23 protein-coding genes are annotated in these 26,227 nt (G+C 72.6%); 6 read left to right on the top strand and 17 right to left on the bottom strand.

The window, feature by feature from the left end; translation table 11 throughout:
• Positions 1-51: 51 nt before the first annotated feature.
• Positions 52-594 (top strand): PPA1309 family protein, encoded by a 543-nt coding sequence (locus ACFW6P_RS05615; protein WP_386355546.1) that lies wholly within the window; start codon positions 52-54, stop codon positions 592-594.
• Positions 595-685: 91 nt separating this feature from the next.
• On the opposite strand, the gene ACFW6P_RS05610 is transcribed toward ACFW6P_RS05615, so the two are convergent.
• The 4 genes from ACFW6P_RS05610 to ACFW6P_RS05595 form a co-directional block, all read right to left on the bottom strand.
• Positions 686-1,777 (bottom strand): PDZ domain-containing protein, encoded by a 1,092-nt coding sequence (locus ACFW6P_RS05610; RefSeq protein ID WP_386355543.1) that lies wholly within the window; start codon positions 1,775-1,777, stop codon positions 686-688.
• Between the two features lie 102 nt (positions 1,778-1,879).
• Complete coding sequence (locus tag ACFW6P_RS05605; RefSeq protein ID WP_386355667.1) at positions 1,880-2,062, bottom strand: hypothetical protein; 183 nt, start codon at positions 2,060-2,062, stop codon at positions 1,880-1,882.
• Positions 2,063-2,159: 97 nt separating this feature from the next.
• Positions 2,160-2,621: a molybdenum cofactor biosynthesis protein MoaE gene (locus tag ACFW6P_RS05600; RefSeq protein WP_386355541.1), complete on the bottom strand. Its 462-nt coding sequence runs from the start codon at positions 2,619-2,621 to the stop codon at positions 2,160-2,162.
• Positions 2,622-2,718: 97 nt separating this feature from the next.
• Positions 2,719-3,843, bottom strand: coding sequence for an SDR family oxidoreductase (locus tag ACFW6P_RS05595; RefSeq protein ID WP_386423005.1), 1,125 nt, complete (start codon positions 3,841-3,843; stop codon positions 2,719-2,721).
• 192 nt (positions 3,844-4,035) lie between these two features.
• Between ACFW6P_RS05595 and ACFW6P_RS05590 the strand changes: the two genes are divergently transcribed.
• Positions 4,036-5,478 (top strand): zinc-dependent metalloprotease, encoded by a 1,443-nt coding sequence (locus tag ACFW6P_RS05590; RefSeq protein WP_386355536.1) that lies wholly within the window; start codon positions 4,036-4,038, stop codon positions 5,476-5,478.
• Complete coding sequence (locus ACFW6P_RS05585) at positions 5,475-6,002, top strand: NUDIX hydrolase (protein ID WP_386355533.1); 528 nt, start codon at positions 5,475-5,477, stop codon at positions 6,000-6,002. Before ACFW6P_RS05590 ends, ACFW6P_RS05585 begins: the two co-directional genes overlap by 4 nt.
• 138 nt (positions 6,003-6,140) lie before the next feature.
• On the opposite strand, the gene ACFW6P_RS05580 is transcribed toward ACFW6P_RS05585, so the two are convergent.
• The 4 genes from ACFW6P_RS05580 to ACFW6P_RS05565 all read right to left on the bottom strand — a co-directional run bounded on the left by ACFW6P_RS05580 (position 6,141) and on the right by ACFW6P_RS05565 (position 10,147).
• Positions 6,141-6,896 carry an AIM24 family protein gene (locus ACFW6P_RS05580; RefSeq protein ID WP_386423003.1) on the bottom strand — a complete coding sequence of 252 codons (756 nt, stop codon included), beginning with the start codon at positions 6,894-6,896 and terminating at the stop codon, positions 6,141-6,143.
• Positions 6,897-6,913: 17 nt separating this feature from the next.
• Positions 6,914-7,594, bottom strand: a complete 681-nt coding sequence (locus tag ACFW6P_RS05575) for an AIM24 family protein (protein ID WP_386355528.1) — start codon at positions 7,592-7,594, stop codon at positions 6,914-6,916.
• 11 nt (positions 7,595-7,605) lie between these two features.
• A complete protein-coding gene (locus ACFW6P_RS05570; protein ID WP_386355525.1) occupies positions 7,606-9,396 on the bottom strand; it encodes a TerD family protein in 1,791 nt (596 codons plus the stop codon).
• A gap of 142 nt (positions 9,397-9,538) precedes the next feature.
• Positions 9,539-10,147, bottom strand: a complete 609-nt coding sequence (locus tag ACFW6P_RS05565; RefSeq protein ID WP_386355522.1) for a M48 family metallopeptidase — start codon at positions 10,145-10,147, stop codon at positions 9,539-9,541.
• 335 nt (positions 10,148-10,482) lie between these two features.
• Between ACFW6P_RS05565 and ACFW6P_RS05560 the strand changes: the two genes are divergently transcribed.
• Together ACFW6P_RS05560 and ACFW6P_RS05555 are read left to right on the top strand one after the other, a co-directional pair.
• Positions 10,483-11,697: a ThiF family adenylyltransferase gene (locus ACFW6P_RS05560; protein ID WP_386355519.1), complete on the top strand. Its 1,215-nt coding sequence runs from the start codon at positions 10,483-10,485 to the stop codon at positions 11,695-11,697.
• Complete coding sequence (locus ACFW6P_RS05555; RefSeq protein ID WP_386355516.1) at positions 11,690-13,060, top strand: ABC1 kinase family protein; 1,371 nt, start codon at positions 11,690-11,692, stop codon at positions 13,058-13,060. Before ACFW6P_RS05560 ends, ACFW6P_RS05555 begins: the two co-directional genes overlap by 8 nt.
• A 21-nt stretch (positions 13,061-13,081) precedes the next feature.
• On the opposite strand, the gene ACFW6P_RS05550 is transcribed toward ACFW6P_RS05555, so the two are convergent.
• From ACFW6P_RS05550 to ACFW6P_RS05530, 5 genes are all read right to left on the bottom strand, one after another.
• Entirely contained in the window at positions 13,082-13,309 is a 228-nt protein-coding gene (locus ACFW6P_RS05550; RefSeq protein ID WP_386355513.1) for a hypothetical protein, read from the bottom strand.
• Between the two features lie 198 nt (positions 13,310-13,507).
• Entirely contained in the window at positions 13,508-13,831 is a 324-nt protein-coding gene (locus tag ACFW6P_RS05545) for a hypothetical protein (protein WP_386355510.1), read from the bottom strand.
• Positions 13,828-14,241 carry a WhiB family transcriptional regulator gene (locus ACFW6P_RS05540; protein WP_386423001.1) on the bottom strand — a complete coding sequence of 138 codons (414 nt, stop codon included), beginning with the start codon at positions 14,239-14,241 and terminating at the stop codon, positions 13,828-13,830. The genes ACFW6P_RS05545 and ACFW6P_RS05540 overlap by 4 nt, the downstream gene beginning before the upstream one ends.
• Positions 14,242-14,414: 173 nt before the next feature.
• On the bottom strand, positions 14,415-14,741 hold the full coding sequence (locus ACFW6P_RS05535; RefSeq protein ID WP_386355504.1) for a hypothetical protein: 327 nt from the start codon (positions 14,739-14,741) through the stop codon (positions 14,415-14,417).
• 164 nt (positions 14,742-14,905) lie between these two features.
• Positions 14,906-17,185 (bottom strand): ATP-dependent DNA helicase UvrD2, encoded by a 2,280-nt coding sequence (locus ACFW6P_RS05530; protein WP_386355502.1) that lies wholly within the window; start codon positions 17,183-17,185, stop codon positions 14,906-14,908.
• Positions 17,186-17,287: 102 nt separating this feature from the next.
• Here ACFW6P_RS05530 and ACFW6P_RS05525 point away from each other — a divergent pair, with 102 nt between their 5' ends.
• Entirely contained in the window at positions 17,288-17,530 is a 243-nt protein-coding gene (locus tag ACFW6P_RS05525; protein ID WP_386355499.1) for a mycoredoxin, read from the top strand.
• Between the two features lie 106 nt (positions 17,531-17,636).
• Here the strand turns inward: ACFW6P_RS05525 and nudC are convergent, their stop codons facing one another.
• The 4 genes from nudC to ACFW6P_RS05505 all read right to left on the bottom strand — a co-directional run.
• Positions 17,637-18,581, bottom strand: a complete 945-nt coding sequence (gene nudC / locus ACFW6P_RS05520; RefSeq protein ID WP_386355496.1) for an NAD(+) diphosphatase — start codon at positions 18,579-18,581, stop codon at positions 17,637-17,639.
• Positions 18,582-18,735: 154 nt separating this feature from the next.
• On the bottom strand, positions 18,736-20,139 hold the full coding sequence (locus ACFW6P_RS05515; protein ID WP_386355493.1) for a dipeptidase: 1,404 nt from the start codon (positions 20,137-20,139) through the stop codon (positions 18,736-18,738).
• Positions 20,140-20,149: 10 nt separating this feature from the next.
• Positions 20,150-23,728: an ATP-dependent DNA helicase gene (locus tag ACFW6P_RS05510; protein WP_386355490.1), complete on the bottom strand. Its 3,579-nt coding sequence runs from the start codon at positions 23,726-23,728 to the stop codon at positions 20,150-20,152.
• A 140-nt stretch (positions 23,729-23,868) separates the two neighbouring features.
• A partial coding sequence (locus ACFW6P_RS05505; protein ID WP_386423000.1) for a PD-(D/E)XK nuclease family protein occupies positions 23,869-26,227 on the bottom strand: 2,359 nt, incomplete at its 5' end.

The raw sequence follows: 26,227 nt of genomic DNA, 5'->3' as shown, positions 1-26,227 counted from the left end.
ACCGTTTACTCGGTTCCCGATTCCGGTCGGGAACGAGGCAGGATTGTGACCATGTCCAACACTCCCATGGCTGCGAACCCGCTCACCCGGGCCGTTCTCGAGATCGACGAGTACGTCTCCGGCCTCGGCTGGGACCAGCCGGCCCGCCTTTTCGCCCTCGTCGACACCGCACGGCTGCGGGCCGAACAGCCCTCGCTCGCGGACCGGCTCGGCCTCGGGGACCAGCCAGACGGCCCCGGCCTCACCCCGATCGAGCAGGACGAGGTGCCGACGGGCAAGCCGCTCGACGAGTTCCTCGCCACCATCGCATGGCCCGACGCGGTGGCCGGCTGCGCCCTCACCGTGGAGCGTCTGATGCTGCCCCCGTCCGCGGAGGCCCAGGTCCCGAAGGACCTGGACGAGGCCGCGCTGACGAAGTGGGTGGCGGACCATCCGGACCGGCAGGAGGTGCGGATGACGGTCGCGGTGCTGCGCGACGGCACCCGGGACTCGGCCCTGCGCCTGCGGGAGAAGGACTCCCCCACGGAGGTCCTGACCGGATCGGACCTCGTGCCGGGGCTGGCCGAGGCCCTGACGGCCACGTTCGCGGAGTAGCGGGGCGGGCGCGTCCCCTGGTTCGCCCTCCCTCGGGGTCCGGGGGGCGACCCGGCGGTCCGTGCCGCCGCCGGGCCGCCGGCCCCTCGCGTCACTCAGCGCACGTGGGCAGGTCCGCGGTGTCGCCGCTGCGCAGGTCCTTCAGGGCGCCGAGGGCGTCGCGGATGGTGTCCACCTTGATGAGGGTGAGGCCCTCCGGGGTGTCCTTGGCGGCGGTCGCGCAGTTCTCGGCGGGCGTGAGGAAGTACTGGGCGCCCTTCGCCCGTGCGCCCACGGTCTTCATCTCGATGCCGCCGATGGGCCCGACCTTGCCCCGGTCGTCGATCGTGCCGGTGCCGGCCACGAACTTTCCTCCGGTCAGGCTGCCCGGGGTGAGCTTGTCGTAGATGCCGAGCGCGAACATCAGACCGGCGCTGGGGCCGCCGACGTCGGCCAGCTTGATGTCGATGGTGAACGGGAAGGTGTGGTCGGTGCCGGCGGAGATCCCGACGATGGCGCGCTTCCCGCCGGCGTCGTCGGACGTCGTGGTGGTGATCGTGACGTCCCGCGTCCTGGTCGGGGTCCGCTTCTCCTTCTCGGCGGCGGCCTGTTCCTTGGCGGGCACGATCGTGAAACGGACGTCCTGGCCGGGCTCATGCCGGGTGACGAGCTCGGCCACGTCGGTCGGCTCCTTCACGGCCGTGCCGTCGACGGCCTTGATCACGTCTCCGGCGTGCAGCTTGTCCTGGGCCGGAGAGCCCTTGACGACCGTGGAGACGATCACCCAGGACTTGACCGGGACGTCGAGCTCCTTCAGGGCCGCGACCTTGGCGCTCTCCTGGGACTGGCTGAACTCCTCCGCGTTCTCCTGGGTGGACTGCTCCTCGGTCTTGCCGTCCGGGTAGAGCGTCTCGTGCGGCACGACCTTGTTGTCGTGCGCCAGCCAGCCGTAGACGGCCTCGACGAGGTTCATCCGGTAGTCGGCGCTCGTGACCCGGACCGTGGTCATGTTCAGGTGCCCGCTGGTCACGTACGTCTTGCGGCCGGCGATCTGCAGGACCGGCTCGCCGTCGTGATCGCCGAGCGTGTTCACGGTCGGCCCCGGGGACATCTCAGAGTACGGGACGGGGATGAACACACCCGCGCACAGAAGCGCGATCAGCATCAGGGTGGAGGCGAGCATCGTCGCGGTGCGGCGTGGCATGACTCGACAGTACGGGACGGGTCTGTCAGCGCACCGTCAGGGCCGCCCGTCCGGGGCGGCCCTGCGCGCTAGCACGCCTGTGACCTGGCGTTTCAATGACCGTCAGCTCCCCGGCCCGGGCCTCTCCATGGCCTCGCGGAAGCGGGCGTAGCCGATGAGCTCCGGACCGTCGCCGCGGACCTTGCGGGTCCGGTTGGCCCAACTCCCCCAGAGGCCCGCGCCGATCGCAGCCACAAGCGGAATCAGCAGCCAGACGAGCACCGCCATGCCGACCTCCAACCCCATTGAGCGTCCGCAATTGACTGATCAGCAGATTAACCATCCGCACTGACAACGCTGGTCTCAGGGGTGCGGTTACGCAACCGGAGACCGGCTTCTCGGATCAGCAGGCGCCGACCCACTCCTCGGTGCCGTCGGAGAACTTCTGGTGCTTCCAGATGGGCACCTCGTGCTTGAGGTCGTCGATGAGCTTCCGGCAGGCCTCGAAGGCCTCCCCGCGGTGCGGGCACGACACGGCGACGACCACCGCGAGGTCCCCGACCCGCAGGTCGCCCACCCGGTGCACGGCGGCCAGGGCCCGGACCGGGAACTCGGCGGCGGCCTTCTCCGCGATCCGCCGCATCTCGGACTCGGCACTGGGGTGGCACGAGTAGCCCAGCTCGTCCACGTCGGCGCCGCCGTCGTGGTTCCGGACGGTCCCCACGAAGAGCACCGTGCCGCCGGACGCGTCGTCGCCGACGGCCCGGAACACCTCGTCCACGGAGAGGGCCGTGTCCCGAATCCCGATCAGCTTGATCGGGTCCTGCGCGGCCTGCTCACCGGGGTGATCGTTCGTGGATGCCATGGCTCCATCGTGCCGCACGGGGCCGGCAGCGGGGAATAGAGCTATCGACCGGCACGCGCGCGTGCCCGTTGGACCCTCCTACAGAGGGGTCGCGTCCTCAGATCCGCCGCCGGGCCTTCCGCGCACGCCGGACCACCGCCGCCGCGCCCAGCAGGGCGACCGTGGCGCCCGCGGCGCCCGCCGCCGTGGCGTCCTTGCGGCCCAGCCGGCGCCCGGCCACCGTGTGCCGGCCTGAGACCTCCTCCAGGAGTTCCGCGAGCACCTCCTCGTTGGTGTACCGCGGCCGCCATCCGGCGTCGTGCAGCCGGCTGCCGCTCACCACCCAGGGATACATCGTGTAGGCCAGGTCGCCCGCCGGGGACGGGGTGAGCCCGATGCGGTGCAGGCGGGCCGCCGCGCCCAGCGCCACCGCCGAGGGCAGCTCCATCCGGCGGATCCCGCTGAGCTCCTCGACCTCCTCCTGCTCCAGCCACCCGTCGCACCCGACGGCGAGCTCCCCGTCGACCTTCTCCAGGACGGCGTACTCCAGCGCGCCGCACAGGTCCTCGACGTGGCAGAACTGCCAGGCGGGCCGCGACCCGGCGACGACCAGCAGCCGCGGGGACTCGAAGTACCGGGTCAGCGCCGTGTCGGTACCGCCGCCGACCAGGACGGCGGGACGGACCACGGTGACGTTGAGCCCGGGGTGGGCGCGCGGCGCCCGACGCGCCAGCCGCTCGATCTCCAGGAGGTCGCCGACGCCCGTCGCCTCCGCCGTCGCCCGCAGCTCCGCGTCCTCCGACAGCGGCAGCTCGTTGTCCGGCAGCGCCCCGTAGACCATCGCGGAGGTGCACAGCACCACCCGGTGCACTCCGGCGGCCGCGGCGGCCGTCAGCACGGTCTGCGTCCCCCGTACGTTGTAGGCCGTTCGGGCGGCGGCGTCGGTCTCCAGATCGAGGTCCAGCGCCAGGTGCACCACCACGTCGGCGCCGCGCAGCTTGTCGGCGACGGCCGGATCCCGGACGTCCAGGATGTGCCACTGGGCCGCGTCGCAGTCGCCGCGCCGCTCGTCGATGGCCACGACCCGCCTGACCTCGTCGGACGCGGCGAGCCGCTCGGTGATCAGGGCACCGACGCCGTACGCGGCACCGGTGACCGCCACGACGGGCCCGCGCGGCGCGGGGCTCGCGGAACTGGTTGACTGGTTTCGCGCTGCGCGAACCTGCGGATCTGGGGAACTCACCGGGCGTCTCCAGCGGTTGTCTTCAGTACGAGCGCGAGCGACGCGTGCGTACCAGGTGGCATCCATCCTGCCGCAGGCGGTCAGTCGGCGAAGCACCGAGGCCCGATCCGTTCCAGGTGTCTACGCTGGGTGGTGTTGTCGGGCAGCCGTGCCGCCGGAAAGAACCGGCGGCCCTACCAGCCGAGGAATCCCGTGAGTGACACCCCATTCGGATTCGGCCTTCCGCCGGAGGAGCCGGACGACGGCGACGAAGGCAAGAAGAAGGACCAGCAGAGCGGTGGTGGTCAGGGACCGGCCAACCCGTTCGGCTTCGGCACGCCCGGAGCCGGAGGCTTTGGCGGCGGCCCGGGCGGCCCAGGCGCGGACAATCCGTTCGCCGCCATGTTCGGCTCGCTGAACCCCACCGACCTGGGCGCCGCGTTCCAGCAGCTGGGCCAGATGCTCTCCTACGAGGGCGGCCCGGTGAACTGGGACATGGCCAAGCAGATCGCCCGCCAGACGGTCTCCCAGGGCTCCCCCGACGGCACCAAGGACGCGAGCGTCGGCCCCGCCGAGCGCCGGGCCGTCGAGGAGGCCGTCCGCCTGGCCGACCTGTGGCTCGACGACGCCACGTCCCTGCCGTCGGGTGCCGCCTCCGCCGTGGCCTGGAGCCGCGCGGAGTGGGTGGAGGCCACCCTGCCCGCCTGGAAGGAGCTGGTCGACCCGGTCGCCGAGCGGGTGGGCACGGCCATGGGCGACGTGCTGCCGGAGGAGATGCAGGCCATGGCCGGCCCGCTGATCGGCATGATGCGCTCGATGGGCGGGGCCATGTTCGGCACGCAGATCGGGCAGGCCGTCGGCGTGCTCGCGGGCGAGGTCGTCGGCTCGTCCGACATCGGCCTGCCGCTCGGTCCGGCCCGCAAGGCCGCGCTGCTGCCGGTCAACATCGACTCCTTCGGCAGGGACCTGAGCGTCCCCCAGGAGGAGGTACGGCTGTATCTCGCCCTGCGCGAGGCCGCGCACCAGCGCCTCTTCGCGCACGTGCCCTGGCTGCGCTCGCACCTGTTCGGCGCGGTCGACGGCTACGCCCGCGGCATCAAGGTCGACACGGCCAAGCTGGAGGACGTGGTCGGCCAGTTCGACCCGCAGAACCCGGAGCAGCTGCAGGAAGCGCTCCAGCAGGGCATGTTCCAGCCGGAGGACACGCCCGAGCAGAAAGCCGCCCTGGCCCGTCTGGAGACGGCTCTGGCGCTGGTCGAGGGCTGGGTCGACGCCGTGGTGCACGCCGCCGCGAAACCGCGTCTGGGGTCCGCCGACGCGCTGCGCGAGACGCTGCGCCGCCGGCGCGCCTCGGGCGGTCCGGCGGAACAGACGTTCGCCACGCTGATCGGCCTGGAGCTGCGGCCCCGCCGTCTGCGTGACGCCTCCCGCCTGTGGGCCTCGCTCACGGACGCGCGCGGTGTCGACGGCCGGGACGCCCTCTGGCACCACCCGGACATGCTGCCGACGGCGACCGACCTGGACGACCCGGACGGCTTCGTGCACCGCGAGCAGATCGACTTCTCCGAGCTGGACAAGATGCTCGGCGAGGCGGCGGACAAGCCCGACCTGAAGAAGAAGGACGAGGGCGAGAAGAAGGGCGACGACGCCGGGTGAGCCTGTACGACGACGCGGTCCTCGTGCTGAAGGGGTACGAGGACCAGCCCGAGCTGCGCCAGGCCTATCTGGACCACCTGGCGGATCACCCGGACGGCCTCTGGAAGGCCTGCCACGCGGGCCACATCACGGCGAGCGCCCTGGTGATCGACCCCGAGGGCGGCCGGGTGCTGCTGACGCTGCACCGGAAGCTGCGCATGTGGCTGCAGATGGGCGGCCACTGCGAGCCGGGCGACGCCACGCTGGCGTCCGCGGCCCTGCGTGAGGCGACGGAGGAGTCCGGCGTCTCGGGCCTCTCCCTGCTGCCGGGCGGCCCGGTCCGCCTGGACCGGCACCCGATCCCGCCGCCCTGCCACTGGCACCTGGACGTCCAGTACGCGGTCCTGGCACCTCCGGACGCCGCGCACTCGGTCAGCGACGAGTCCCTCGACGTGCGCTGGTTCGCGTACGACGAGGTGGCGGACGTGGCCGAGGCGTCGGTCCTCCGGCTGCTGGAGGCGACCCGTGCGAGGCTCGCGGCCTGAGCACGGGTCTCGCGGCCCGAGCACCTCCGGGGGCGACCGCCCCCCGGAGGTACGGGGAACTGGGCGACGGGCGGCCACGGGGCGGCCCGCAGCCCGAGGCGATCCGGACAAGCCCCCGCGGCCTGACCCGCGGAGCGCTCAGCTCCAGACGTTGCCCTGGTTCTGACCGCGCGCTCCCTGCTGCCCCATGCCGTACTGCGCGGCGAGGCCCGAGCCGATCTGGGCGTTCTGCGGCGGCAGCAGTTCGCTGGGCTGGACGAGCGCGAAGCCGGTGCCCATGAAGCTCAGCTCCCAGCCCTCGCCGGTGTTGCCGCGCCGCCGCCACACCCCGGAGGAGTGCGTCTGGGCCTGCATCTGCACCCGCAGGCCCGTCGACCAGGCGACGATCGCGTCGGCGTCGCAGTTGACGTACTTGTCCGGCGTCACGTGCATCAGCAGCGGCATGCCCGAGGTCATCAGCGCGACCTTGCCCCGGCCGCTGATGTTGAGCTGGTACTTCCCGGAGCCGGAGATGCCGTAGAGGCTGTCCACCGCGACGACCTCGTGGTGCAGGGAGGAGTCCATCGCCAGCACGTAGCTGCTGTCGACGGTGAGGCCGTCCTGGTCGACGTCCATGACGTGGACGTGCTGCTTGAGGTTGGCGAGGTAGACCGTGCCCTGCCCGTGGCAGCGCATCAGGTCGAGTCCCTCACCGGTGTGCGCACGCGCGCGTGCCTGCTGGTTGCTCTGGAACTCGGCGTCGAACTCGACGAGGCCCTGGTAGGCGACCATGGTGCCCTTGCGGGCCAGGATGTCGTCGTGGCCGTCCAGGGCGACCCGCAGCATCTGCTTGTTCTGCAGGCTCCAGCGTTCCTGGGACTGCTGCTCGCTGTAGGCGAAAATCGGGCTCTGCATGACGTTCTGGCTTCCCCTCAGCCCCGGAACCGGAGGCGGTCGGTGCTGTCCTCGCTGGGCTGGACGACGACGATGCCCTGACCGGAGAAGGCCATCTGGTAGGCCTCGCCGCTGCCGCGGCCGATCAGCGACTGGGCCCGGAAGCTGCGCTTGCCCTTCACCTTGAGGTTCGGGGACCAGGCGACGAGCGCGTCGGGGTCGACGTACGTCTCGTCCTCGCCGCCTCCGCAGTCGACGACGATGGGCTTGCCCCGGGAGGTCAGCGCCACCCACCCCTGCCCGGAGATCTTGGTGTTCCACAGACCCTGCCCGGCGAACTTCGCCAGGCCCTTGACCCGCTCCACCCCCCAGGTGAGGTGGGCGTCGAAGGCGAGCAGGCTCGTGGCGTTGACGGAGATGCCGTCGCCGTTGAGGTTGATGACGACGACGTTGGCCCCGTAGTCGGCGAGGTAGAGCAGGCCGTCGCCGGAGCACTTCATCAGGGGCGCGCCCTCGCCGGTCAGCCAGTCCTTGGCGATCTGGCGCACGGCCGGCGGGTTGGGCTCGTACTGGACGAACCCTTCGTAGGCGACCATCGACCCCACGCGGGCGAGGAGGTCGTTGCCGGTCTGCATGGCGACCTTCAGCATGTGGTTGCCGTGGTTGTCCATGCGGGCGGTGACGGGGGCGGGGGCGTGGCCCGCGAGCTGCTGTGTCATGACGGGCTCCCTCAGACCTCGTACGGCTGGACGACGATGAAGTTGCCGGGTGCTCCCCGGAACTGGAGGTTCACGCTCTCGCCGGTGTCGCCCGGGTAGGCGTTGCGGCGCATCCGCACCTGGCTGGAGACGACGACCTGGGCGGCGGCCGACCAGGCGACCACGGCGTTGCAGTCGGCGAACGTGGTGGGCGTGACGGGCAGCACGACGGGCGTGCCGTGCGTCTTCACGACGATGGTGCCGGTGCCCTGGAACTGCATGGTGTACAGGGCGCCTCCGGGGATGCCGTGCCCCTCGATGCGGCGGACCTCGTAGGTGAGGCCCTCGTCGAACGCCAGGACGTTCTCGGCGGAGACACAGACGGCGTCGCCCTGGAGCTCGACGGGGTGCAGCATCGTCGAGTTCTCGGCGAGGAACACCTGGCCCTGACCGGTGCAGCGCATCAGCTGCATCTCCTGGCCGGTCGCGTTGCCCACGATCCGGCCGCCGAAGCCCGCGCCCTTGTAGCTGAAGTCGACCTTGCCCTGGTAGAGCACCATGCTGCCCTGCCGGGCCAGCACGGGCTGCCCGCCGATGCCGAGGTCGACGCGGACGAGCTTCTTGTTCTGTTGCGTCCAGCGCTGCCCGGTCGGGGTCTCCTTGAACTGCTGGAGAGCGGCGGTGACGCCCGGTCCCTGGGGGGCATCGGCCTGCGGACCACCCTGCGGGGCTCCGTAGGGGGCCTGGCCGAAGGACGGCTGCTGCCCGTAGCCCGGGGGCGGGGTGGGCTGGCCGTAGCCCGGGGGCGGGGCCGGGGCCTGGGGTGCCTGGGGCTGGCCGTAGCCGGGGGGCGGGGCCGGGGCCTGGGGTGCCTGGGGCTGGCCGTAGCCGGGGGGCGGGGCCGGGGCCTGGGGTGCCTGGGGCTGGCCGTAGCCGGGGAGCGGCGGAGCCGTCTGGCCGGGGGCCTGTCCGTACGGCGGCGGCTGCTGGCCGGGGTGCCCGGGCTGACCGTACGGGGCGGGCGCCGGGGCCGGCGGGGGTACCGGGGAGCCGCCGGGCGGGGTGTGCAGGGGCGCGACGATGGTCGGGGCGGCGTGCACCTGGGGCGCGGGCGCCGGAGCCGGGGGCGGGGTGGATCCGGGCGGGGGCGCGAAGCCCTGTGCGGGCTGGGGCGCGGGCGCCGGGGCAGGAGCCTGGGCGGGTTCCGGGCTTCCGGGGACGGCGAAACCGGGCGGGGCAAAGCCCGGGGCTGCTCCGGCCTGGGGCTGCTGCGGGGCGGGCGCGGGGGTCTCTTCCTCGGCCACCTCGCCGCCGAAGTTCTTCAGCAGCGCGTCGAGACCACCGTCGAAGCCCTGGCCGACCGCGGCGAACCGCCACACGTCCTTCAGGTAGAAGTCGCCCAGCATCACGGCCCGCTCGGTGGAGAACTCCGAGCCGCTGAAGGGGTAGCGGGCCACTTCCTCGCCGCCCGCGACGATGCGGATGTAACCGGGGCCGACCTGCGCCATCTCTCCGGCGCCGTCGATCGTCGCCGTGAACGACAGCTTCTGGATCTGCGGCGGGATCCGGTCGAGCGTGACACGGAAGGACTCCGTGTCACCCGCCTGGGCACCCAGCAGCTGAATGGCTTCCTCGGGGGACTTCGGCTGGTTGTAGAAGATGAAGTACCGGTCGTCCGAGAGCCGTTCGTCGGCGTCGAGGCCGAGGCAGCTGATGTCGAAGCCGAGCCCGGGGCCGGAGATCTGCACGCCTACGTACAGATCCGTGCCCGCGGTGAGGTCACTGATCCTGGCCTTGTGGCCGCGTTGGAATTCCCTGGCCATGCGTAACGACCGTCCCCCATCCAGAACGTGAGTGCGTCGCGCCAGGCTAACCGCACATCCGGACATCGGACGAGGTCGGTACAGAGCCGGTACACAACCAGCGCTCAGCCGTATCCGCAGCTCGCTCCCGCAAAGGGGGCACTCACTCCGCGGGGGTCCCACCCGGTGCGCCGGGCACGTGCGGCAACCGCTCGGCGGCGACCACGCCTTCGAGGTAACCCCGGGCGCGCTCGGTCCGCGGGTAGGCCTTCAGCAGTTCCCAGAAGCGAGGCCCGTGCCCCGGAACCAGCAGATGGGCGAGCTCGTGGGCCAGGACGTAGTCGATGACGTACTCGGGCATGCCCTGCAGGCGGTGCGAGAGGCGGATGCTTCCCTGGGACGGGGTGCAGGAGCCCCAACGGGTGTTCTGGTTGGTCACCCAGCGCACCGACGCCGGCCGGGCCCGCCCCCCGAAGTACTGGTCCGACAGGCGCCGGGCCCGCTCGGTCAGCTCGGCGTCGCCCAAGGCCCGCCTGCTCTCCTGCGCGGCCAGCTTGTCGAGCATGACCCCGACCCAGCGCTGCTCCTCCGCCTCGGACATCCGGGCGGGGATGAGCACCACGGTGCGATCGCCCTCGCGGTACGCGGAGACCGTCCTGCGGCGGCGGGAGCTCCTGCGGATCTCGATCGCGCTCGCCCCCGAGCCGCTCGGCGGCTGGCTCGTCGTGCTGCGCTGTGGTTTTCCGGCACGGTGCAGTGGGTCGGCGGGCACGCCCCGACGGTACCCGCTGCGCTCGGGGAAGTCCCGGCTCCGGGGCGCTTCGGTGCCGACAGTGCCATCGGCCGCCACAGTTATACGACGAATTGTCCCGCCTGTGGACAACTTTCTGCAGCGAGCGACGGGTTTGGGCATGCTGGGTCGCGTCGGCGGAGCGGCGAGCAGAACCGGTCGAGACCGGGACGGGAGCTGCGGGCAGGTTTCGCTGCGCCCGGCTGCGCCCCGCGCGGGGTGACCGGCTGCGGTGCGACCGGCCGCCGCGACGCATCGCGGACCGGGACTTCGCATCACCGACACACGGGGACGAACCACGACTCACGGGGGTTGGCATGCATCCGATGGTGAAACCCGCGCTCCGGCGCGGCTGGCGGGACCTCAACACCGTGCAGTTCGGCATGACACCGGCGCACGCGATGACGCTCGGCCCGATGGACCTGGCGACGGGCAGCTTCCTCGACCTGCTGAACGGCACGCGGGGCATGGAGCTGCTGCGCGAGGAGGGACGCCGGATGGACCTGCCCGACGGTCATGTCGACGCCCTGGTGCGGCGGCTGGCCCGGGCCGGGCTCCTGGACGACGCGCGCGGCGGCGGACCGGCCGCCGACGCCCTGCGGCGCGAGAAGGAGACCCTCGACCGGCTACGCCCCGACCTGGCCACTCTGTCCCTGACCGCGTCGGCACCCGGTGACGCGATGACGCGGCTGGCCGCCCGGCGCGCACAGCGCGTCCAGGTCCGGGGCGCCGGCCGGGTGGGCGCCGTGCTGGCCTCACTGCTGGCGGGAGCCGGTGTGGGCGAGGTCGCCGTGCGCGACGGCGGGCAGGTGGAGCCGTGGGACGTCGCTCCCGGCGGGCATCCCGCGGAGGCCGTCGGCGACCGTAGGGAGGAGTCGGCCCGCCGTGCCGCGCGGCGAGCCGCCCCGGGCCGGCGGCCACGCCGTGCGGAGCCCCCGGCGTCTGCGGCGGAGGGCGATGTGGGATTCTCCCTGGTGATCCTGGCCCCACGGGACGACGTCGCGGTGCACGCGCCCGACCCGACCGCCGCCGCGCCTCTGATGTCCTCGGGGACACCCCATCTGTACGCCGGTGTCGTGGAGGGGACCGGCGTGGTCGGCCCGCTCGTTCTGCCCGGGGAGACGGGCTGCGCGAGATGTCTGTACGAGAGCCGCACCGATCGCGACCCGACCTGGCCGCGTCTGGTCGCTCAGTGGCGCTCCGGCAGACAGCGCCAGGTGCGCCCCTGTGATGTGATGCTCGCCACAACGGTGGCAGGCTTGGCCGGTGCCCACGCGCTGGCTTTCCTGGACGGCGGAGTTCCGTCAAGCGCCGGGGCCCGCTGGGAGGTTTCCGTCCCTGGGCTGGACTGGCACGCCCGTCCGGTGTGGGCTCACACCGCATGCCCGTGCGGGGCGGCCGAGAAAGGAAACAGGGAGCACCTCTCGGAGGATGGGGAGCAAGGGGAGACAATGGCGGTGCAACGGCCGTCGGAGCAGTGCCGTGAGGCAGCGACGGAGCGGCCGGCTGGGACTTGGAGGGCGCATGTCTGATCTTCCCCGCAAAGCGGTCACCCGGACCGCCAAGCTCGCCGCGCTCCCGCTCGGCATCGCCGGGCGGGCGACCTGGGGATTCGGCAAGCGGATCGTCGGCGAGTCCGCCGAACTCGTCGGCCGCGAGCTGCAACAGCGCACGGCGGACCAGCTGTTCAAGGTGCTCGGCGAGCTCAAGGGCGGTGCGATGAAGTTCGGGCAGGCCCTGTCCGTCTTCGAGTCCGCGCTGCCGGAGGAGGTGGCAGGTCCCTACCGGGCCGCCCTGACCAAGCTCCAGGAAGCGGCGCCGCCGATGCCCACCCGCACGGTGCACGGCGTGCTCGCCGAGCGGCTCGGCGAGGACTGGCACGAGCTGTTCCTGGAGTTCGAGGACAAGCCCGCCGCGGCGGCCTCGATCGGCCAGGTGCACCGAGGGGTGTGGCACGACGGCCGTGAGGTCGCGGTCAAGGTGCAGTACCCGGGCGCCGGCGAGGCCCTGCTGTCCGACCTGAACCAGCTGAGCCGCTTCTCCCGCCTGCTCGGCCCGCTGATCCCCGGCATGGACATCAAGCCGCTGATCACGGAGCTGAAGGACCGTGTCTCGGAGGAGCTGGACTACGGCTTGGAGGCCCAGGCCCAGCAGTCCCACGCGGAGGAGTTCACGGACGACCCGGACGTCCTGGTGCCCCAGGTCGTCCACCAGTCCGAACAGGTCCTGGTCACCGAGTGGATCGACGGCATCCCGCTGTCGGAGATCATCTCCGACGGCACCCAGGAACAGCGCGACCGCGCCGGCCAGCTCCTGGCCCGCTTCCTCTTCTCCGGCCCCGCGCGCACGGGCCTGCTGCACGCCGATCCGCACCCGGGCAACTTCCGGCTCCTGCCCGGCGGCCCCGGGGGCGAGGACGACTGGCGCCTGGGCGTTCTGGACTTCGGTACGGTCGACCGTCTCCCGGGCGGTCTGCCGGGCACCATCGGCGAGTCCCTGCGCATGACCCTGGACGGCGAGGCCGAGTCGGTCTACGAGCTGCTGTGCGCGGAAGGGTTCGTCAGGGAGACCATAGAGCTGGACCCCGACGCCGTTCTGGACTACTTGCTGCCGATCATCGAGCCGGCCCAGGTGGAGGAGTTCACCTTCACTCGCGGCTGGATGCGCAGCCAGGCGGCCCGCGTCGCCGACCCCCGCTCCCCCGCCTACCAGCTCGGCAAGCGGCTCAACCTGCCTCCGTCGTACCTGCTGATCCACCGCGTGACCCTGAGTACGATCGGCGTGCTGTGTCAGCTGGGGGCCACGGTCCGGCTGCGCGAGGTGTTGGAGGAGTGGCTGCCGGGGTTCGTCGCGGAGGACCCGGCAGCCGGTGAGGTGCCGGCGGCCGAGGCGTGAGCCCGTCCCCCGGGTCCGGCCTCACCACCAGTCCGAGTCCAGTCGCCCCTCGATCGGCCTGAGGTTCTCCCGGGAGCAGACCTCGCAGACGTGGCGCCGGGCGCCGTGCTCCACGGAGAGGGCCCACCCGGGCGGCGGGGCTCCGCCCGGGGTCTCGGCCGACGCACCACAGCGAGCGCACGCCACATGCCGGGACTCCTCGGCGGAGCCGTCGTCACCGTCCCGCGGAGCAGGTGTCGGACTCGTCATCCGCCGACGACAGCTCCGCGCCGGTGGCTCCGCACGCACCGTGCGGCAGCCTCGCCGGCACGGCGAAGCAGCCTCGCGGAACCGTACCGACGCACCGCTGGGGCCGGACCGTCGGTACGGAACGGCCCCAGCGGGGAAGAGTTCGGCCTCCCTGCCGGGAGGCCACCGCCTCAAGTGCGGTCGGTCACCGCATGACCGCTAGTGCATGACCGCCATGGCGAGCGCCCGGCGGGCACGCCGGGAGGCGCGCTCCGCCCTGCGCTGCATCCGGCGGGCGGACACCAGGCGCACGGCCAGGCGTTCCCGCTCTACCTCGTGCAGGCGCTCGCGCATATGCGCGCGAGCCAAGGCTTCTGGAATGAGTTGCATCTCTCGGGTCCTGTTCTGACGCGAGTCGGTCGCGCCGGTGGTGGTGACGTCTGGGGTCGCGGAGCCTGCGGGCTCGTCAGCGGACGGCTTCATCGGGGCCTGCTTCTGGGGGTCGTGCGTGAGGGGACGGTCGATCGTTCCTGCGGTGTTCATGCCGTGACCGGGTTCTTGCGCGGGCGGCCACGCGGCCGCTTCCGGGCGACGACGACACCCTGGACGAACAGCTCGCCACCCCAGACCCCCCAGGGCTCGCGCCGCTCCTTGGCGCCGGCGAGGCAGGCCTCGATCAGCGGGCAGGTGCGGCAGAGGGACTTGGCGTACTCGACGTCCGCGGGCGACTCGGCGAAGAAGACCTCCGGGTCGTAGGAGCGGCACGGAACCGGCACGCCGAGGGTCTCGATGGCGTCGTCGAGCGCGGTGAGCGCGGTGAGCGCGGTGAGGGGGGTGAGCGCGGTGAGGGGGGTGAGGGGGGTGAGGGGGGTCAAGGCGGGGTCCTCCGTGGAGCCGGGCTTGGGGATCGTTTGCGAAGGCGGTACGGACGGGGCGTGCGCTTCGAGTTGCACGGGTCGTCTTCCTCGTCTGGTCGTTCCGGCCTGTTGGCCGGGGGCGGCTGGTACCGGGTTCTTTTCTTGTCCCGAGGCTCCTTCGGTCTGCCGTCCCTGGTCGGGGACAAACAGAAGGGCCGCGGATCCCGGATGGGGTTCCGCGGCCCTGAAGGCGCCGGCCTGATCGGCGATCAGGCTGGATCACTCCAGGGTTCTGGCCCACGGAAGGCCCACATCAGGTGGTGCTGCGTCGTCTGCTTCCGGAATCCGGCACCGGTCGCCGCAAAGGCATAGGCCTGGGCCTGTGCCTCTACTGCCGCTTCCAGTGCCTCGGTCGGTCGCTCGTTGCGCTCGCGGGCAGGAAGGCCGGCGAGGGCAACGGAGGGGGACGCCGGACGCACGGCACGAATGCCGGACAGACCGGTGCCCAGGTTCGAAACGCCGAGCATGCACGCGGAGACGGCCGAGCGATCGGTCATTTTCACGGTGCTGATGGAGCTGGTGTTGATGCTGATCACTGGGCTCGCCTCCTCTCGGCGTCTCGGGGGACCGGGTGAACCGGCCCGACGGATATGCAAGTAGAACACGAAATCGGGGCCTCAGAGAAGGCCGCTGCTCTCGTGGCTAAGAACCTATGGGGGTTGCTGGGGCATGCGCAAACTATTTTTCCGACGAGTTCGTTTCAGTCCGGACCCGTGTCCGCTCCGGGGTACTGGCCTGCGCAGATGGCCAGTACGTCAGCCCCGTAGCGGGTGAGCTTGCGCATGCCGACGCCGGGGATGCGTGCCAGCTCGTGCTCGTCGTCCGGCACCGTCTCGGCGATCGCCATCAGCGTCCTGTCGGTGAAGACGCAGAAGGCGGGCTGGCCACTGCTCTTCGCCTGTTCGGCGCGCCACTCGCGCAGCCGCTCGTACAGGCCCTCGTTCATGTCGGAGGGGCAGTCGTCGCACCGCATCAGTTTCATCTCGCCCGCGTCGGTCAGCGTACGGCCGCAGACGCGGCAGCGGGCGGGGGTTCGCTGGACCCGTCTCGGGGCGGACCCCCTGGTTCCGGGGATGCCGCGCTCGATTCCGCCCGTGCCGCCGGCGCCGGTGCGGGCGGTGGTGGCCGTCGAACCGGGGCGCAGCCCGTCGAGGAAGCGGCTGGGGCGGCGGTTGGGGCGGCCGCCGGGCGAGCGGGCGAGCGCCCAGGAGACGTGGAGGTGCTCCCGCGCGCGGGTGACGCCGACATAGAGGAGGCGGCGCTCCTCCTCGATCTGTTCGTCCGTCTTCGCGTAGGTGATCGGCATCATGCCCTCGGCGACGCCGACGAGGAAGACGACGTCCCACTCCAGGCCCTTGGCCGAGTGCAGGGAGGCGAGGGTGACGCCCTGGACGGTGGGGGCGTGCTGGGCGTTCGCCCGCTCGTCCAGCTCGGCGACGAGATCGCCCAGGGTGACGCCCGGGCGGGCGGCGGCGAAGTCCTGGGCGAGGTTCACCAACGCGGCCAGCGACTCCCAGCGCTCCCGTACGGCGCCGGAGCCGGCCGGGGGCTGGGACGTCCAGCCCTCTCCCGACAGCACGGCGCGCACCTGGGAGGGCAGGTCGACGACGTCGTCGAGGAGGGAGTCGTTGCCGCCGAAGCGGGCCGCTCCGCGCAGGGCGACGCCCGCCTTGCGCACCTCGGGTCGGTCGAAGAACCGCTCGGCACCGCGCAGCTGGTAGGGCACGCCCGCGTCGGCGAGGGCCTGCTCGTAGGTCTCGGACTGCGCGTTCGTACGGAACAGGACCGCGATCTCGGCGGCCGGGACCCCGGAGTCCATGAGTTCGCGGATGCGGCGGGCGGCGCCCTCCGCCTCGGCTGGCTCGTCGGTGTACTCGGCGTAGACCGGTTCGGGTCCCGGAGCGCGCTGGGAGACGAGCTCGAGGCGATGCTCGGCGGCGCGGCCACTGGCCTGGGAAAGCAGGCCGTTGGCGAGGTGCACGACCTGGGGGGTGGAGCGGTAGTCGCGGACCAGCTTGACGACGGTGGCGCCGGGGTGGCGGGTGCGGAAGTCGAGGAGGTGATCGGCGGTCGCTCCCGTGAAGGAGTAGATCGTCTGACTGGCGTCGCCGACCACGCAGAGGTTGTCCCGCTCGCCCAGCCACAGGTCCAGCAGGCGCTGTTGGAGGGGGCTGACGTCCTGGTACTCGTCGACGACGAAGTGCTGGTACTGGGCGCGGACCTGTTCGGCGATGTCGTGCCGGTCTTGCAGAACGGCCACGGTCAGCAGCAGCACGTCCTCGAAGTCGATGACGGAGCGCTCGCGCTTGACGTCCTCGTAGGCGGCGTAGAGCTGGGCGACCTCGGCGGGGGCGCGGGGGGCCTCGCGGCCGGCCTTGGCGGCGGCGGCCGCGTAGTCGGCGGGGACGGTCTGGGTGACCTTTGACCACTCGATCTCGGCGGTGACGTCACGCAGTTCCCCGCGGTCGAGCCGGACGCGGCAGGCGGCGGCCGCGTCGGCGACGAGCTGGATCTTGCGGTCGACGAGCCGGGGCATGGAGCCGCCGATCGCCTTCGGCCAGAAATACTGGAGCTGGCGCAGGGCTGCCGCGTGGAAGGTGCGGGCCTGGACGCCCCCGGCGCCGAGCTGACGCAGCCGGCCGCGCATCTCCCCGGCGGCCCGGGCGGTGAAGGTGACGGCGAGCACGCTGGAGGGCTGGAGGATGCCGGCCCGCACCCCGTAGGCGATGCGGTGGGTGATCGCCCGGGTCTTGCCCGTGCCGGCGCCCGCCAGGACGCACACCGGACCGTGCAGGGCCGTGGCGACCTCGCGCTGCTCGGGGTCGAGCCCGTCGAGCACCGCGTCGGCCGTGTCCGGTACCTGCGGGAACAGGGTGGAGTGCGTTGCTGCTGTCACACGGCCATGCTGCCAGGTCCCGTGAGACGGCCGCGCCGGTTGTCCACAGGCAGGCGCTGATAGTCGTACCGATGCGGCGGGCATCACATGGAGGCCCGGGGCGGTACGGGGAATGGTGGAGGATCCACATGCGTTCCTCCCACTGCGTAGGACCCGTCCCCGAGCCGTTGAAGGAGCACGAGAGACATGCCGGGCACTGTGACGATGTACAGCACCACGTGGTGCGGCTACTGCCGTCGGCTGAAGAGCCAGATGGACCGGGAGGGCATCGCGTACACCGAGGTCAACATCGAGCAGGACCCGGAGTCCGCCGCGTTCGTGGAGAAGGCGAACGGTGGAAACCAGACGGTGCCCACCGTCCTGTTCCCTGACGGCTCCACCCTCACGAACCCGTCGCTGGCTCAGGTGAAGCAGAGGATCGGCTCGTAGCCGACCGCGCTGATGTGTCGGAAGGCGGCTCCTGAGACTACTCAGGGGCCGCCTTCTCGTGGTGTGTTGACCTCGTCGGGCGCCGTCCGCATCGGGCGGCCCTCTGTCAGGCGGTGCTCCTCGTCGGGAGCGGCTTGCCGTACCAGAGTTCGATCAGGCGGGCCGCGATCGAGATGCCGTAGGGCGGCAGCACCTCGCCGGATTCGAAGGCGGCGCGCAGTTCCTCCCGGGAGAACCAGCGGGCCTCGTGGATCTCGTCGCCGTCGACGTCGATCTCGGTCGTGGTGGCGCGGGCCAGGAAGCCGAGCATGAGGCTGGACGGGAACGGCCAGGGCTGGCTGGCGACGTACTCGACCTGGCCGATGGTGACGCCGACCTCCTCGTGCACCTCGCGGCGCACCGACTGCTCGATCGCCTCGCCGGGCTCGACGAAGCCGGCGAGCGTCGAGAAGCGGCCCTCGGGCCAGTGCACCTGGCGGCCGAGCAGGATGCGGTCGTCCTGGTCGGTCACGGCCATGATCACAGCGGGGTCGGTCCGCGGGTAGTGCTCGGCGCCGCAGGCCGGGCAGCGGCGGATGTGGCCGGCCGCGGCGATGACCGTGCGCTCGCCGCAGCGTGAGCAGAAGCGGTGGGTGCGCTGCCAGTTCTCCAGGCCCACGGCATGCACCATCAGGCCCACGTCACGCGCCGACAGCAGCAGTCCCGCTTCCCGCAGGCCGGCCGGGCGTGCGGACTGGTCCATCCGGCCGGGCAGCGAGTCCTTCTGCAGGGCGAAGTAGCTGACACCGTCCTCGTCGATGCCGAGGAAGTAGCGGTGCGCCTCGGTGAGGGGGGCCTCGAAGGAGGGGGTCATGACGAGTTCGGTGCGCCCGTCCGCCGTCTCGTCGATGAGGACCTGGCCGCCGGAGACCACGAAGCAGCGCGTGGAGGGGTGGCTCCACGCCGCCGCGAGCCAGGCCTCGTCGAGCCGGTGGTGGGCGGCCCGGTCGATGCCGCTCGGGTCGGTGAGCGAGATGGGTCGCTCGGCGTTCTGGTCGGTCCTGATGGTCACGGGTGCTTCCAACTCCCCGGTGGAACGGTCGGGTTCGGCAGGCTGATCAGCGGGACGTACGGCGGGAGGGGACCGGTTTGCGGTGGCTCGGGCGGTGCGGCGGCTCCTCAAGTGTGCCCCGCGCGCGTGCCCGGTCCGTACGGCAAGAAGGGCCTCAGGGCGCGTGGCGCCAGTGCTCGGCGAGGTCCCCCCACAGGTACGCGGTGGTCTCGACACCTTTGAGGAGCAGGTCGAGCTCGACCTTCTCGTTCGGGGCGTGCCAGCCGTCGGACGGGACGGAGATGCCGAGGAACAGCACGGGGGAGCCGAGGACGTCCTGGAGGTCCGCAGCCGGCCCGGAGCCGCCCTCGCGGGTGTAGCGGACCGGCTTGCCGAAGGCCCTGCCCATCGCGCGGGCGACCGACTTCAGGGCCGGGTGGTCCAGCGGGGTCAGGCACGGGCGCGTGGCGCCGCTGAAGGTGATCTCGCCGCGGATCCCGTCGGGCACCTGCTGCTCGGCCCAGGCACGGACGGCCTTCTCCACGTGGTCGGGGTCCTGGCCCGCCACCAGCCGGAAGGACAGCTTCACCAGGGCGGAGGACGGGACGATCGTCTTGCTGCCGGGGCCCTGGTAGCCGCCGCCGATGCCGTTGACCTCGGCGGTGGGGCGGGCCCAGACGCGCTCCAGTGTGGTGTAGCCGGCCTCGCCGTGGGTGGCGTGGGACCTGGCCGCGCGCAGCCACTGGCGCTCGTCGAAGGGCAGCTCGGCGAAGAGCTCACGCTCGCGGTCGGTCACTTCGACGACACCGTCGTAGAAACCCGGGATCGCCACGCGCGCGTGGTCGTCGTGGAGCGCGGCGACCAGGCGGGCGGCGGCCGTCGCGGGGTTCGGCACGGCGCCGCCGAAGGAGCCGGAGTGGATGTCCTGGTCGGGGCCGGACAGCCGTATCTCGCACTCGGCGAGGCCGCGCATGCCCGTGCAGACCGTGGGGGTGTCCTCGGACCACATGCCGGTGTCGGAGACGATCACGGCGTCGGCCGCGAGGCGCTCGGCGTGCTGCTCGACCAGGTCCCGGAAGTGCGGGGAGCCGGATTCCTCCTCGCCCTCGATCAGCAGCTTGAGGTGCACGGCCGGGGCGGTGCGGCCGGTGGCGGCGAGGTGGGCGCGGACGCCGAGGGTGTGGAAGAAGACCTGCCCCTTGTCGTCGGCCGCCCCGCGCGCGTAGAGGCGGTTCCCGCGGACGACGGGCTCGAAGGGCTCGCTGTCCCAGCCGTCCTCCCGGGCCGCGGGCTGGACGTCGTGGTGACCGTAGACCAGCACGGTGGGCGCCTGCGGGTCGTCGGAGGGCCACTCGGCGTAGACGGCGGGCGCGCCGGGGGTCTGCCAGACCTCGGCCGTCGGGAAGCCGGTCTCCCCGAGCTTGGCGGCGAGCCAGTCGGCGCTGCGTCGTACGTCGGGCGCGTGGTCCGGCTGGGCCGAAACCGAGGGGATGCGCAGCCACTCGGCGAGGTCGTCGAGGAAGGCGGCGCGGTGGTGCTGGATGTACGTACGGACGACGCTGTCCGGGGTCTGGCTCATGGTCACGAGCCTATCGGCCCGCACCGACGTCCTCGGAGTGCGGTTCCTCACCGGACCGCTCACCGGAGAGCTCACCGGGGTGCGGCTCCTCCAGCAGCAGCCGCTCCAGCGCGGCGCGGTCCGGCAGCGCGCGCGGGCGGACGATTTCTCCGGTCCGCACGTACAGGAACGCCGCCGTGACCGACTCCGGGGGAACGCCCTGCTGCTCCGCCCAGGCCAGGCGGTAGACGGCGAGCTGGAGCGGGTCCGCGGTGCGGGAGCGGTTGGTCTTCCAGTCCACGATCTCGTACGTCGCCTCGTCTCCCTCGCCCTCCTTGTAGACGGCGTCGATGCGGCCCCGGACCACCCGGCCGGCGATCGCAAGCTGGAAGGGTGCCTCGACCCGGTGGGGCGTGCGGTGCGCGTACTCGGTGCGCTCGAAAGCGTCCTTGAGGGCCTCGAGGTCCCGTTCGTCGGCGATCTCTGCGTCGCCTCCGGGCAGTTCATCCGGCTCCAGCAGGGGCAGGGTGAGCTCTTCGAAGCGGGCCTCGACCCAGGCGTGGAAGCGGGTGCCGCGGCGGGCGGCGGGCTGGGGCGGGCGGGGCATGGGGCGGGCCAGTTCCCGTGCGAAGCCGTCCGGGTCGGCGGCCAGGTGCATCAGCTGGGACGCTGTGAGCGACGCGGGGAGGGGGACCTCGGTGACCCTGTCGCGGGCGCGCAGCAGCTCGCCGGCGAGGGCGTCGAGGTCACGGTCCCAGGAGGCGACGGTGCGGGCCTCCTCCGGGGTGAGGCGGGGGTGGTCGCGGGCGTTCCGGGGCTCCGGTGGGGCGGCTTGGCGGGGGACGACGGGGCGGTGATCCGTGGGCCGGCGGTCCCCGTCCGCCGGAGTCTCGCCGGAACCGTCCCGGGAGTCGCCGAAGGGGGCGTCGCCGAACGGGTCCTCACCGAACCGGTCCGCTTCGTCGTACGGAGGTTCGTCGTAAGAGAGTTCCTCATACGGAGGCCCGTCGTCCTCCGGCGGCGGGGGCCACTCCGGGTCGTCGACGACGTCCTGGTCGTGTACGGCCATGGGGTGCCCGTGCTCGGGACCGAGCCCGTGCTCGTGGGAGCGGAGGCCCTCCAGGTGGGCCAGGACGGTCTCCGCGGCGGCGCGGCGTCGGGCCAGGGCCGTCTCGTCCAGGGGCAGGGGCCAGGCCTGGTCGGCGGTGGCCTGGTGCAGGGCCGGGTTCTCCTCGTCCTCGGCCGGTTCCTCCGCCCAGGCCTCGATCTCGCCGTACCCGGCCTCGCAGTGCTCGTAGAGGGCCTGGAGGAACGCGGAGGGGCCGCGGCGCTTCTTCTGGGTGGGTCCCCACCAGTGGCCGGAGCCCAGCAGCAGCGAGCGGGGGCGGGTGAAGGTGACGTAGCCGAGGCGGAGTTCCTCGGTGTGCTGGTGGTCCTTCATGGCCTCGTGGAAGGCCTTCAGGCCCCGGGTGTCCCAGGACGCGACGTCGGGCAGGGTGTCGGCGTCGCCGCGCAGTCGGTGCGGCAGGACCTTGCCCTGGGAGGTCCACTTCTCGCGGCCCTGGCTGCTGGGGAAGGTGCCGGTGACCAGGCCGGGGACGACCACGACGTCCCACTCCAGGCCCTTGGACCTGTGGGCGGTGAGCACCTTGACGGTGTTCTCGCCGCCGGGGAGGGCGTTGTCGAGCCCCTTCTCGTACTGGGCGGCGGTGCGCAGGAAGCCGAGGAAGGCGAGCAGGGTCGCCTCGTTGTCGCCGACGGCGAAGGAGGCGGCGATGTCGAGGAAGTTGGACAGCGTCTCGCGGCGGCGGGCGGCCAGGGCGTGCGGGGAGGCCGACAGCTCGACCTCCAGGCCGGTGACGGCGAGGACGCGGTGCAGGACGTCCATGAGCGGGTCGGCCAGGGAACGGCGCAGCTCGCGCAGTTCGGTGGCCAGGCGGGCGAAGCGTACGCGCGCTTCGGGCGAGAACGGCAGTCCGTCGTTGTCCCCGTACCCGTCCAGGGGTGTCTCCAGGAACGTGTCGAGGGCGTCGGCGAGGGAGATCACCTCGGCCGGGTCGACCCCCTCGACGGCCTCGGCGAGACGGCGGTCCGGGTCGTCGTCGCCCTCCACGCGCGCGTGGGACACCAGGAGCCGGGCACGCCGTCCGAGGAGGGCGAGGTCGCGCGGGCCGATGCGCCAGCGCGGGCCGGTCAGCAGGCGCACCAGGGAGGCGTTGGCGCCGGGGTCCTGGAGCACCTCGCAGACGGCGACGAGGTCGGCGATCTCGGGCAGGTGCAGCAGACCGGACAGGCCGACGACCTCGACGGGGATGTCCCGGACGACCAGGGCGCCCTGGATCTCGGCGAAGTCGGTAGCCGTGCGGCACAGCACGGCGATCTCGCCGGGTGGTGTGCCGGTGCGCACGAGGTGGGCGACGGAGTCGGCGGCCCAGTCGATCTCCTCGGCATGGGTGCGCAGCAGGGCGCAGCGCACGAGGCCGTCCCGTTCGGCGCCGGGGGCCGGGCGGAGGGCCTCCACGCCCGCGTGCAGGGCGCGCAGGGGCTCGGCGAGCCCGTTGGCGAGGCCGAGGAGGCGGCCGCCGCTGCGGCGGTTCTCGCTGAGGGCCTGGCGGGTGGCGGGGCGGCCGTCGGCGTGGGCGAAGTGCTCGGGGAAGTCGTCGAGGTTGGCGACGGAGGCGCCGCGCCAGCCGTAGATGGCCTGGCAGGGGTCGCCGACGGCGGTGACGGGGTGGCCGGTGCCGTCGCCGAAGAGGCCCGCCAGGAGGACGCGCTGGGCGACCGAGGTGTCCTGGTACTCGTCGAGCAGGACCACCCTGAACTCGTCGCGCAGGGCGCGGCCCACCTCGGAGACCCGCGCGAGCTGCGCGGACAGGGCGATCTGGTCGCCGAAGTCGAGCAGGTCCCGCTCGCGCTTGGCGGCCCGGTAGCGGGTCACCAGCTCGGCCAGTTCACGGCGGGCGGCGGCGGCCTCGGGCACCTTGCGCAGGTCGGCGTTGGTGAGCTCGGCGCCGCGCAGGGTCAGCAGCAGCTCGGCGTCGTGGGCGCGCAGCGCCTCCGGGCGTACGAGGTGCTCGGCGAGTTCGGCGTCGAGGGCGAGGAGGTCGCCGACCAGGTCCGGGAAGGACCGGGTCAGGGCAGGGTACGGCCCTGAGGACTCGCGCAGCACCCGCGCGGCCAGCTGGAAGCGGGTGGCGTCGGCGAGCAGCCGGGACGTGGGCTCGAGCCCGATGCGCAGGCCGTGGTCGGTCAGCAGGCGGCCCGCGAAGGCGTGGTACGTGGAGATCACCGGCTCACCCGGCGGATGGTCGGGGTCGATGACGTCCGGGTCGGTGACGCCCGCCTTGACGAGCGCCTTGCGGACGCGCTCGGCGAGTTCGGCGGCGGCCTTGTTGGTGAAGGTGAGGCCGAGCACCTGTTCGGGGGCGACCTGGTTGGTGCCGACCAGCCACACCACGCGTGCCGCCATCACCGTGGTCTTGCCCGAACCGGCCCCGGCCACGATCACCTGCGGGGCGGGCGGCGCGGTGATGCAGGCCGTCTGCTCCGGGGTGAAGGGGATACCGAGGAGCTCCTTGAGCTGATCGGGATCGGTGATACGGGCGGGCACATCCGAGAGGCTAGCGGCGGACACTGACAGAGGTGGCCGGATCGGGCCTACGAGGCGGAAGAACCGCAGGTCAGCAGAGGGGGTGCGATGGGTCACTCCAGCACGTGATCACTCCACCACGTGGTCACTCCAGCACGTGGTCACTCCACCACGTGGCGCCCCTCCTGGCGCGCGCTGCACGAGGCCTGGAACGCACAGTGGGTGCAGTGCTGCCCGGCGGTCGGCGTGAAGCGCTCGTCGAGGACCTTGCCGGCGGCGGTGGCCAGCAGGTCGCCGACCCACTCCCCCTCCAGGGGCTGCTGCGCCTGCACCTTGGGCAGGGTATCGCCGCCGTCGCGGCGGGCGGCTCCCTGGCGCAGGTGGACGAGTTCGGCGCCGCCGGGTTCGGGGCGCACTCCGTCGAAGGCGTCGTCGAGGGCGCCCTCGCGCACGGCCAACTGGTAGACGGCGAGCTGCGGGTGGCGCTCCACCTCCTTGCCCGTGGGCGCCTGTTTGCCTGTCTTGAAGTCGACGACGTAGGCGCGGCCGTCGCCGTCCGCCTCGACGCGGTCCATCTGGCCGCGGATGCGCACCCGGAGGTCGCCCGCTTCGAGGGTGACGTCGAAGTCGTGCTCGCTGGCCACCGGGGTGCGCCCGCCGCGGTCCATGACGTGCCACTGGAGGAACCGCTCCAGCGCCACGCGCGCGTTGTCCTTCTCCTGCTGCGACTTCCATGGGGCGTCGAAGGCGAGGGCGTTCCACACCGAGTCGAGGCGCTCCATGAGGACGGACAGGTCGGCCGGGGTGTGCCCGGAGGCGACCTCGTCGGCGAGGACGTGCACGACGTTGCCGAAGCCCTGGGCCGCCGTCGCGGGGGCGTCGGCCTTCACCTCGCGGCCGAGGAACCACTGCAGGGCGCAGGTGTTGGCCAGTTGGTCGAGGGCGCTGCCGGAGAGCACGACGGGATGGTCGCGGTCGCGCAGCGGCACCTCGGACGCGGTCGGCTCGAACATCCCCCACCAGCGGTAGGGGTGCGCGGACGGCACCAGGGGGCGGCCGTCCTCGTCTGCGAGGGCGGCGAGCCGGGCCAGGCGCCGGGCGGCCGCCGCGCGCAGGGCGTCGGAGACGCGCGGGTCGACCGTGGTGGCGCGCAGTTCGGCCACGAGTGCCGTGACGGACAGCGGGCGGCTCGGGCGACCCGTGACGTCCTTGGGTTCGACGCCGAGTTCGGTCAGGAAGCGGGAGGGCTGGTCGCCGTCGTCCGCGGGGGCCTTGACCGCGGTGACGACGAGGCGTTCACGCGCACGCGTGGCGGCCACGTAGAACAGGCGGCGCTCCTCGGCGAGGAGGGCGCCGGGGGTGAGGGGTTCGGCGAGTCCGTCGCGGCCGATGCGGTCGGCTTCGAGCAGGGAGCCGCGGCGGCGCAGGTCCGGCCAGAGGCCCTCCTGGACGCCCGCGACGACCACGAGGCGCCACTGAAGGCCCTTGCAGCGGTGGGCGGTCATCAGGCGGACGGCATCGGGGCGTACCGCACGCCGGGTCAGGGTGTCGGCGGCGATGTCCTCGGCGTCGATCTCCTCCAGGAAGTTCAGCGCGCCCCGGCCGCCGGTGCGTTCCTCGGCGCGGGCCGCGGTGGCGAACAGCGCGCAGATGGCGTCCAGGTCGCGGTCAGCGTTGCGCCCGGCCGCGCCGCCGCGGCGCGCGGCCCGCTCAAGGCGCGTGGGCCAGGGCGTGCCTTCCCACAGGTCCCACAGCGCCTCCTCGGTCGTGCCACCGCCGGCCAGCCGCTCCCGGGCCTTGCGCAGCAGCGCGCCGAGCCGCTGGGCGCCCCGCGCGTACGCGGGGTCGTGCACGGTGAGCCGCTCGGGCTCGGCGAGCGCGCGGGCGAGCAGGACGTCGGAGGGCGGCGGCAGCGGATTGCCGGCGGCCCGCTCCTCATCGCGGAGGGCGCGGCCGAGGCGGCGCAGGTCGGCGGCGTCCATGCTCGCGAGGGGCGAGCTGAGGAGCGTGAGGGCGGTTTCGGTGTCGAGCCAGCAGCCGTCCGGCTCGCCGGCCGGGGCGTCGCCGTCCTCAGTGACTCCCTCGGCGGCCCGAGTCCCGGCAGGTACCGCTTCTGTCGTTCCGGGCCCAGGATGTACCGCCTCTGCCGTCCCGGGCCCGTAAGGCCCCGTCTGCGCCGTCCCGGGTTCAGCAGGTACCGCCTGTGCCGTTGCATGCCCAGGATGTACCGCCTCTGCCGTCCCGGGCCCGTAAGGCCCCGTCTGCGCCGTCCCGGGATCGGAAAGCCCCGTCTGCGCCGTCCCGGGTTCAGCAGGTACCGCCTCTGCCGTTCCATGCCCAGGATGTACCGCCTCTGCCGTCCCGGGCCCGTAAGGCCCCGTCTGCGCCGTCCCAGGCTCGGGAGATACCGCCTCTGCCGTTCCATGCCCAGGATGTACCGCCTCTGCCGTCCCGGGCCCGTAAGGCCCCGTCTGCGCCGTCCCAGGCTCGGGAGATACCGCCTCTGCCGTCCCATGCCCA

The sequence above is a fragment of the Streptomyces sp. NPDC058741 genome (assembly GCF_042746715.1).
Lineage (GTDB): Bacteria > Actinomycetota > Actinomycetes > Streptomycetales > Streptomycetaceae > Streptomyces.
Note: the sequence above shows the minus strand (reverse complement) of the source record. Positions and strands in the feature narration are given on the sequence as shown.

Coding starts and splice junctions, on each gene's coding strand:
- ACFW6P_RS05615 (WP_386355546.1), top strand. CDS start 52: ATGTCCAACACTCCCATGGCTGCGAACCCGCTCACCCGGGCCGTTCTC.
- ACFW6P_RS05610 (WP_386355543.1), bottom strand. CDS start 1,777: ATGCCACGCCGCACCGCGACGATGCTCGCCTCCACCCTGATGCTGATC.
- ACFW6P_RS05605 (WP_386355667.1), bottom strand. CDS start 2,062: ATGGGGTTGGAGGTCGGCATGGCGGTGCTCGTCTGGCTGCTGATTCCG.
- ACFW6P_RS05600 (WP_386355541.1), bottom strand. CDS start 2,621: ATGGCATCCACGAACGATCACCCCGGTGAGCAGGCCGCGCAGGACCCG.
- ACFW6P_RS05580 (WP_386423003.1), bottom strand. CDS start 6,896: ATGCAGAGCCCGATTTTCGCCTACAGCGAGCAGCAGTCCCAGGAACGC.
- ACFW6P_RS05575 (WP_386355528.1), bottom strand. CDS start 7,594: ATGACACAGCAGCTCGCGGGCCACGCCCCCGCCCCCGTCACCGCCCGC.
- ACFW6P_RS05570 (WP_386355525.1), bottom strand. CDS start 9,396: ATGGCCAGGGAATTCCAACGCGGCCACAAGGCCAGGATCAGTGACCTC.
- ACFW6P_RS05560 (WP_386355519.1), top strand. CDS start 10,483: ATGCATCCGATGGTGAAACCCGCGCTCCGGCGCGGCTGGCGGGACCTC.
- ACFW6P_RS05555 (WP_386355516.1), top strand. CDS start 11,690: ATGTCTGATCTTCCCCGCAAAGCGGTCACCCGGACCGCCAAGCTCGCC.
- ACFW6P_RS05550 (WP_386355513.1), bottom strand. CDS start 13,309: ATGACGAGTCCGACACCTGCTCCGCGGGACGGTGACGACGGCTCCGCC.
- ACFW6P_RS05545 (WP_386355510.1), bottom strand. CDS start 13,831: ATGAACACCGCAGGAACGATCGACCGTCCCCTCACGCACGACCCCCAG.
- ACFW6P_RS05530 (WP_386355502.1), bottom strand. CDS start 17,185: ATGCCCGCCGCATCGGTACGACTATCAGCGCCTGCCTGTGGACAACCG.
- ACFW6P_RS05525 (WP_386355499.1), top strand. CDS start 17,288: ATGCCGGGCACTGTGACGATGTACAGCACCACGTGGTGCGGCTACTGC.
- ACFW6P_RS05515 (WP_386355493.1), bottom strand. CDS start 20,139: ATGAGCCAGACCCCGGACAGCGTCGTCCGTACGTACATCCAGCACCAC.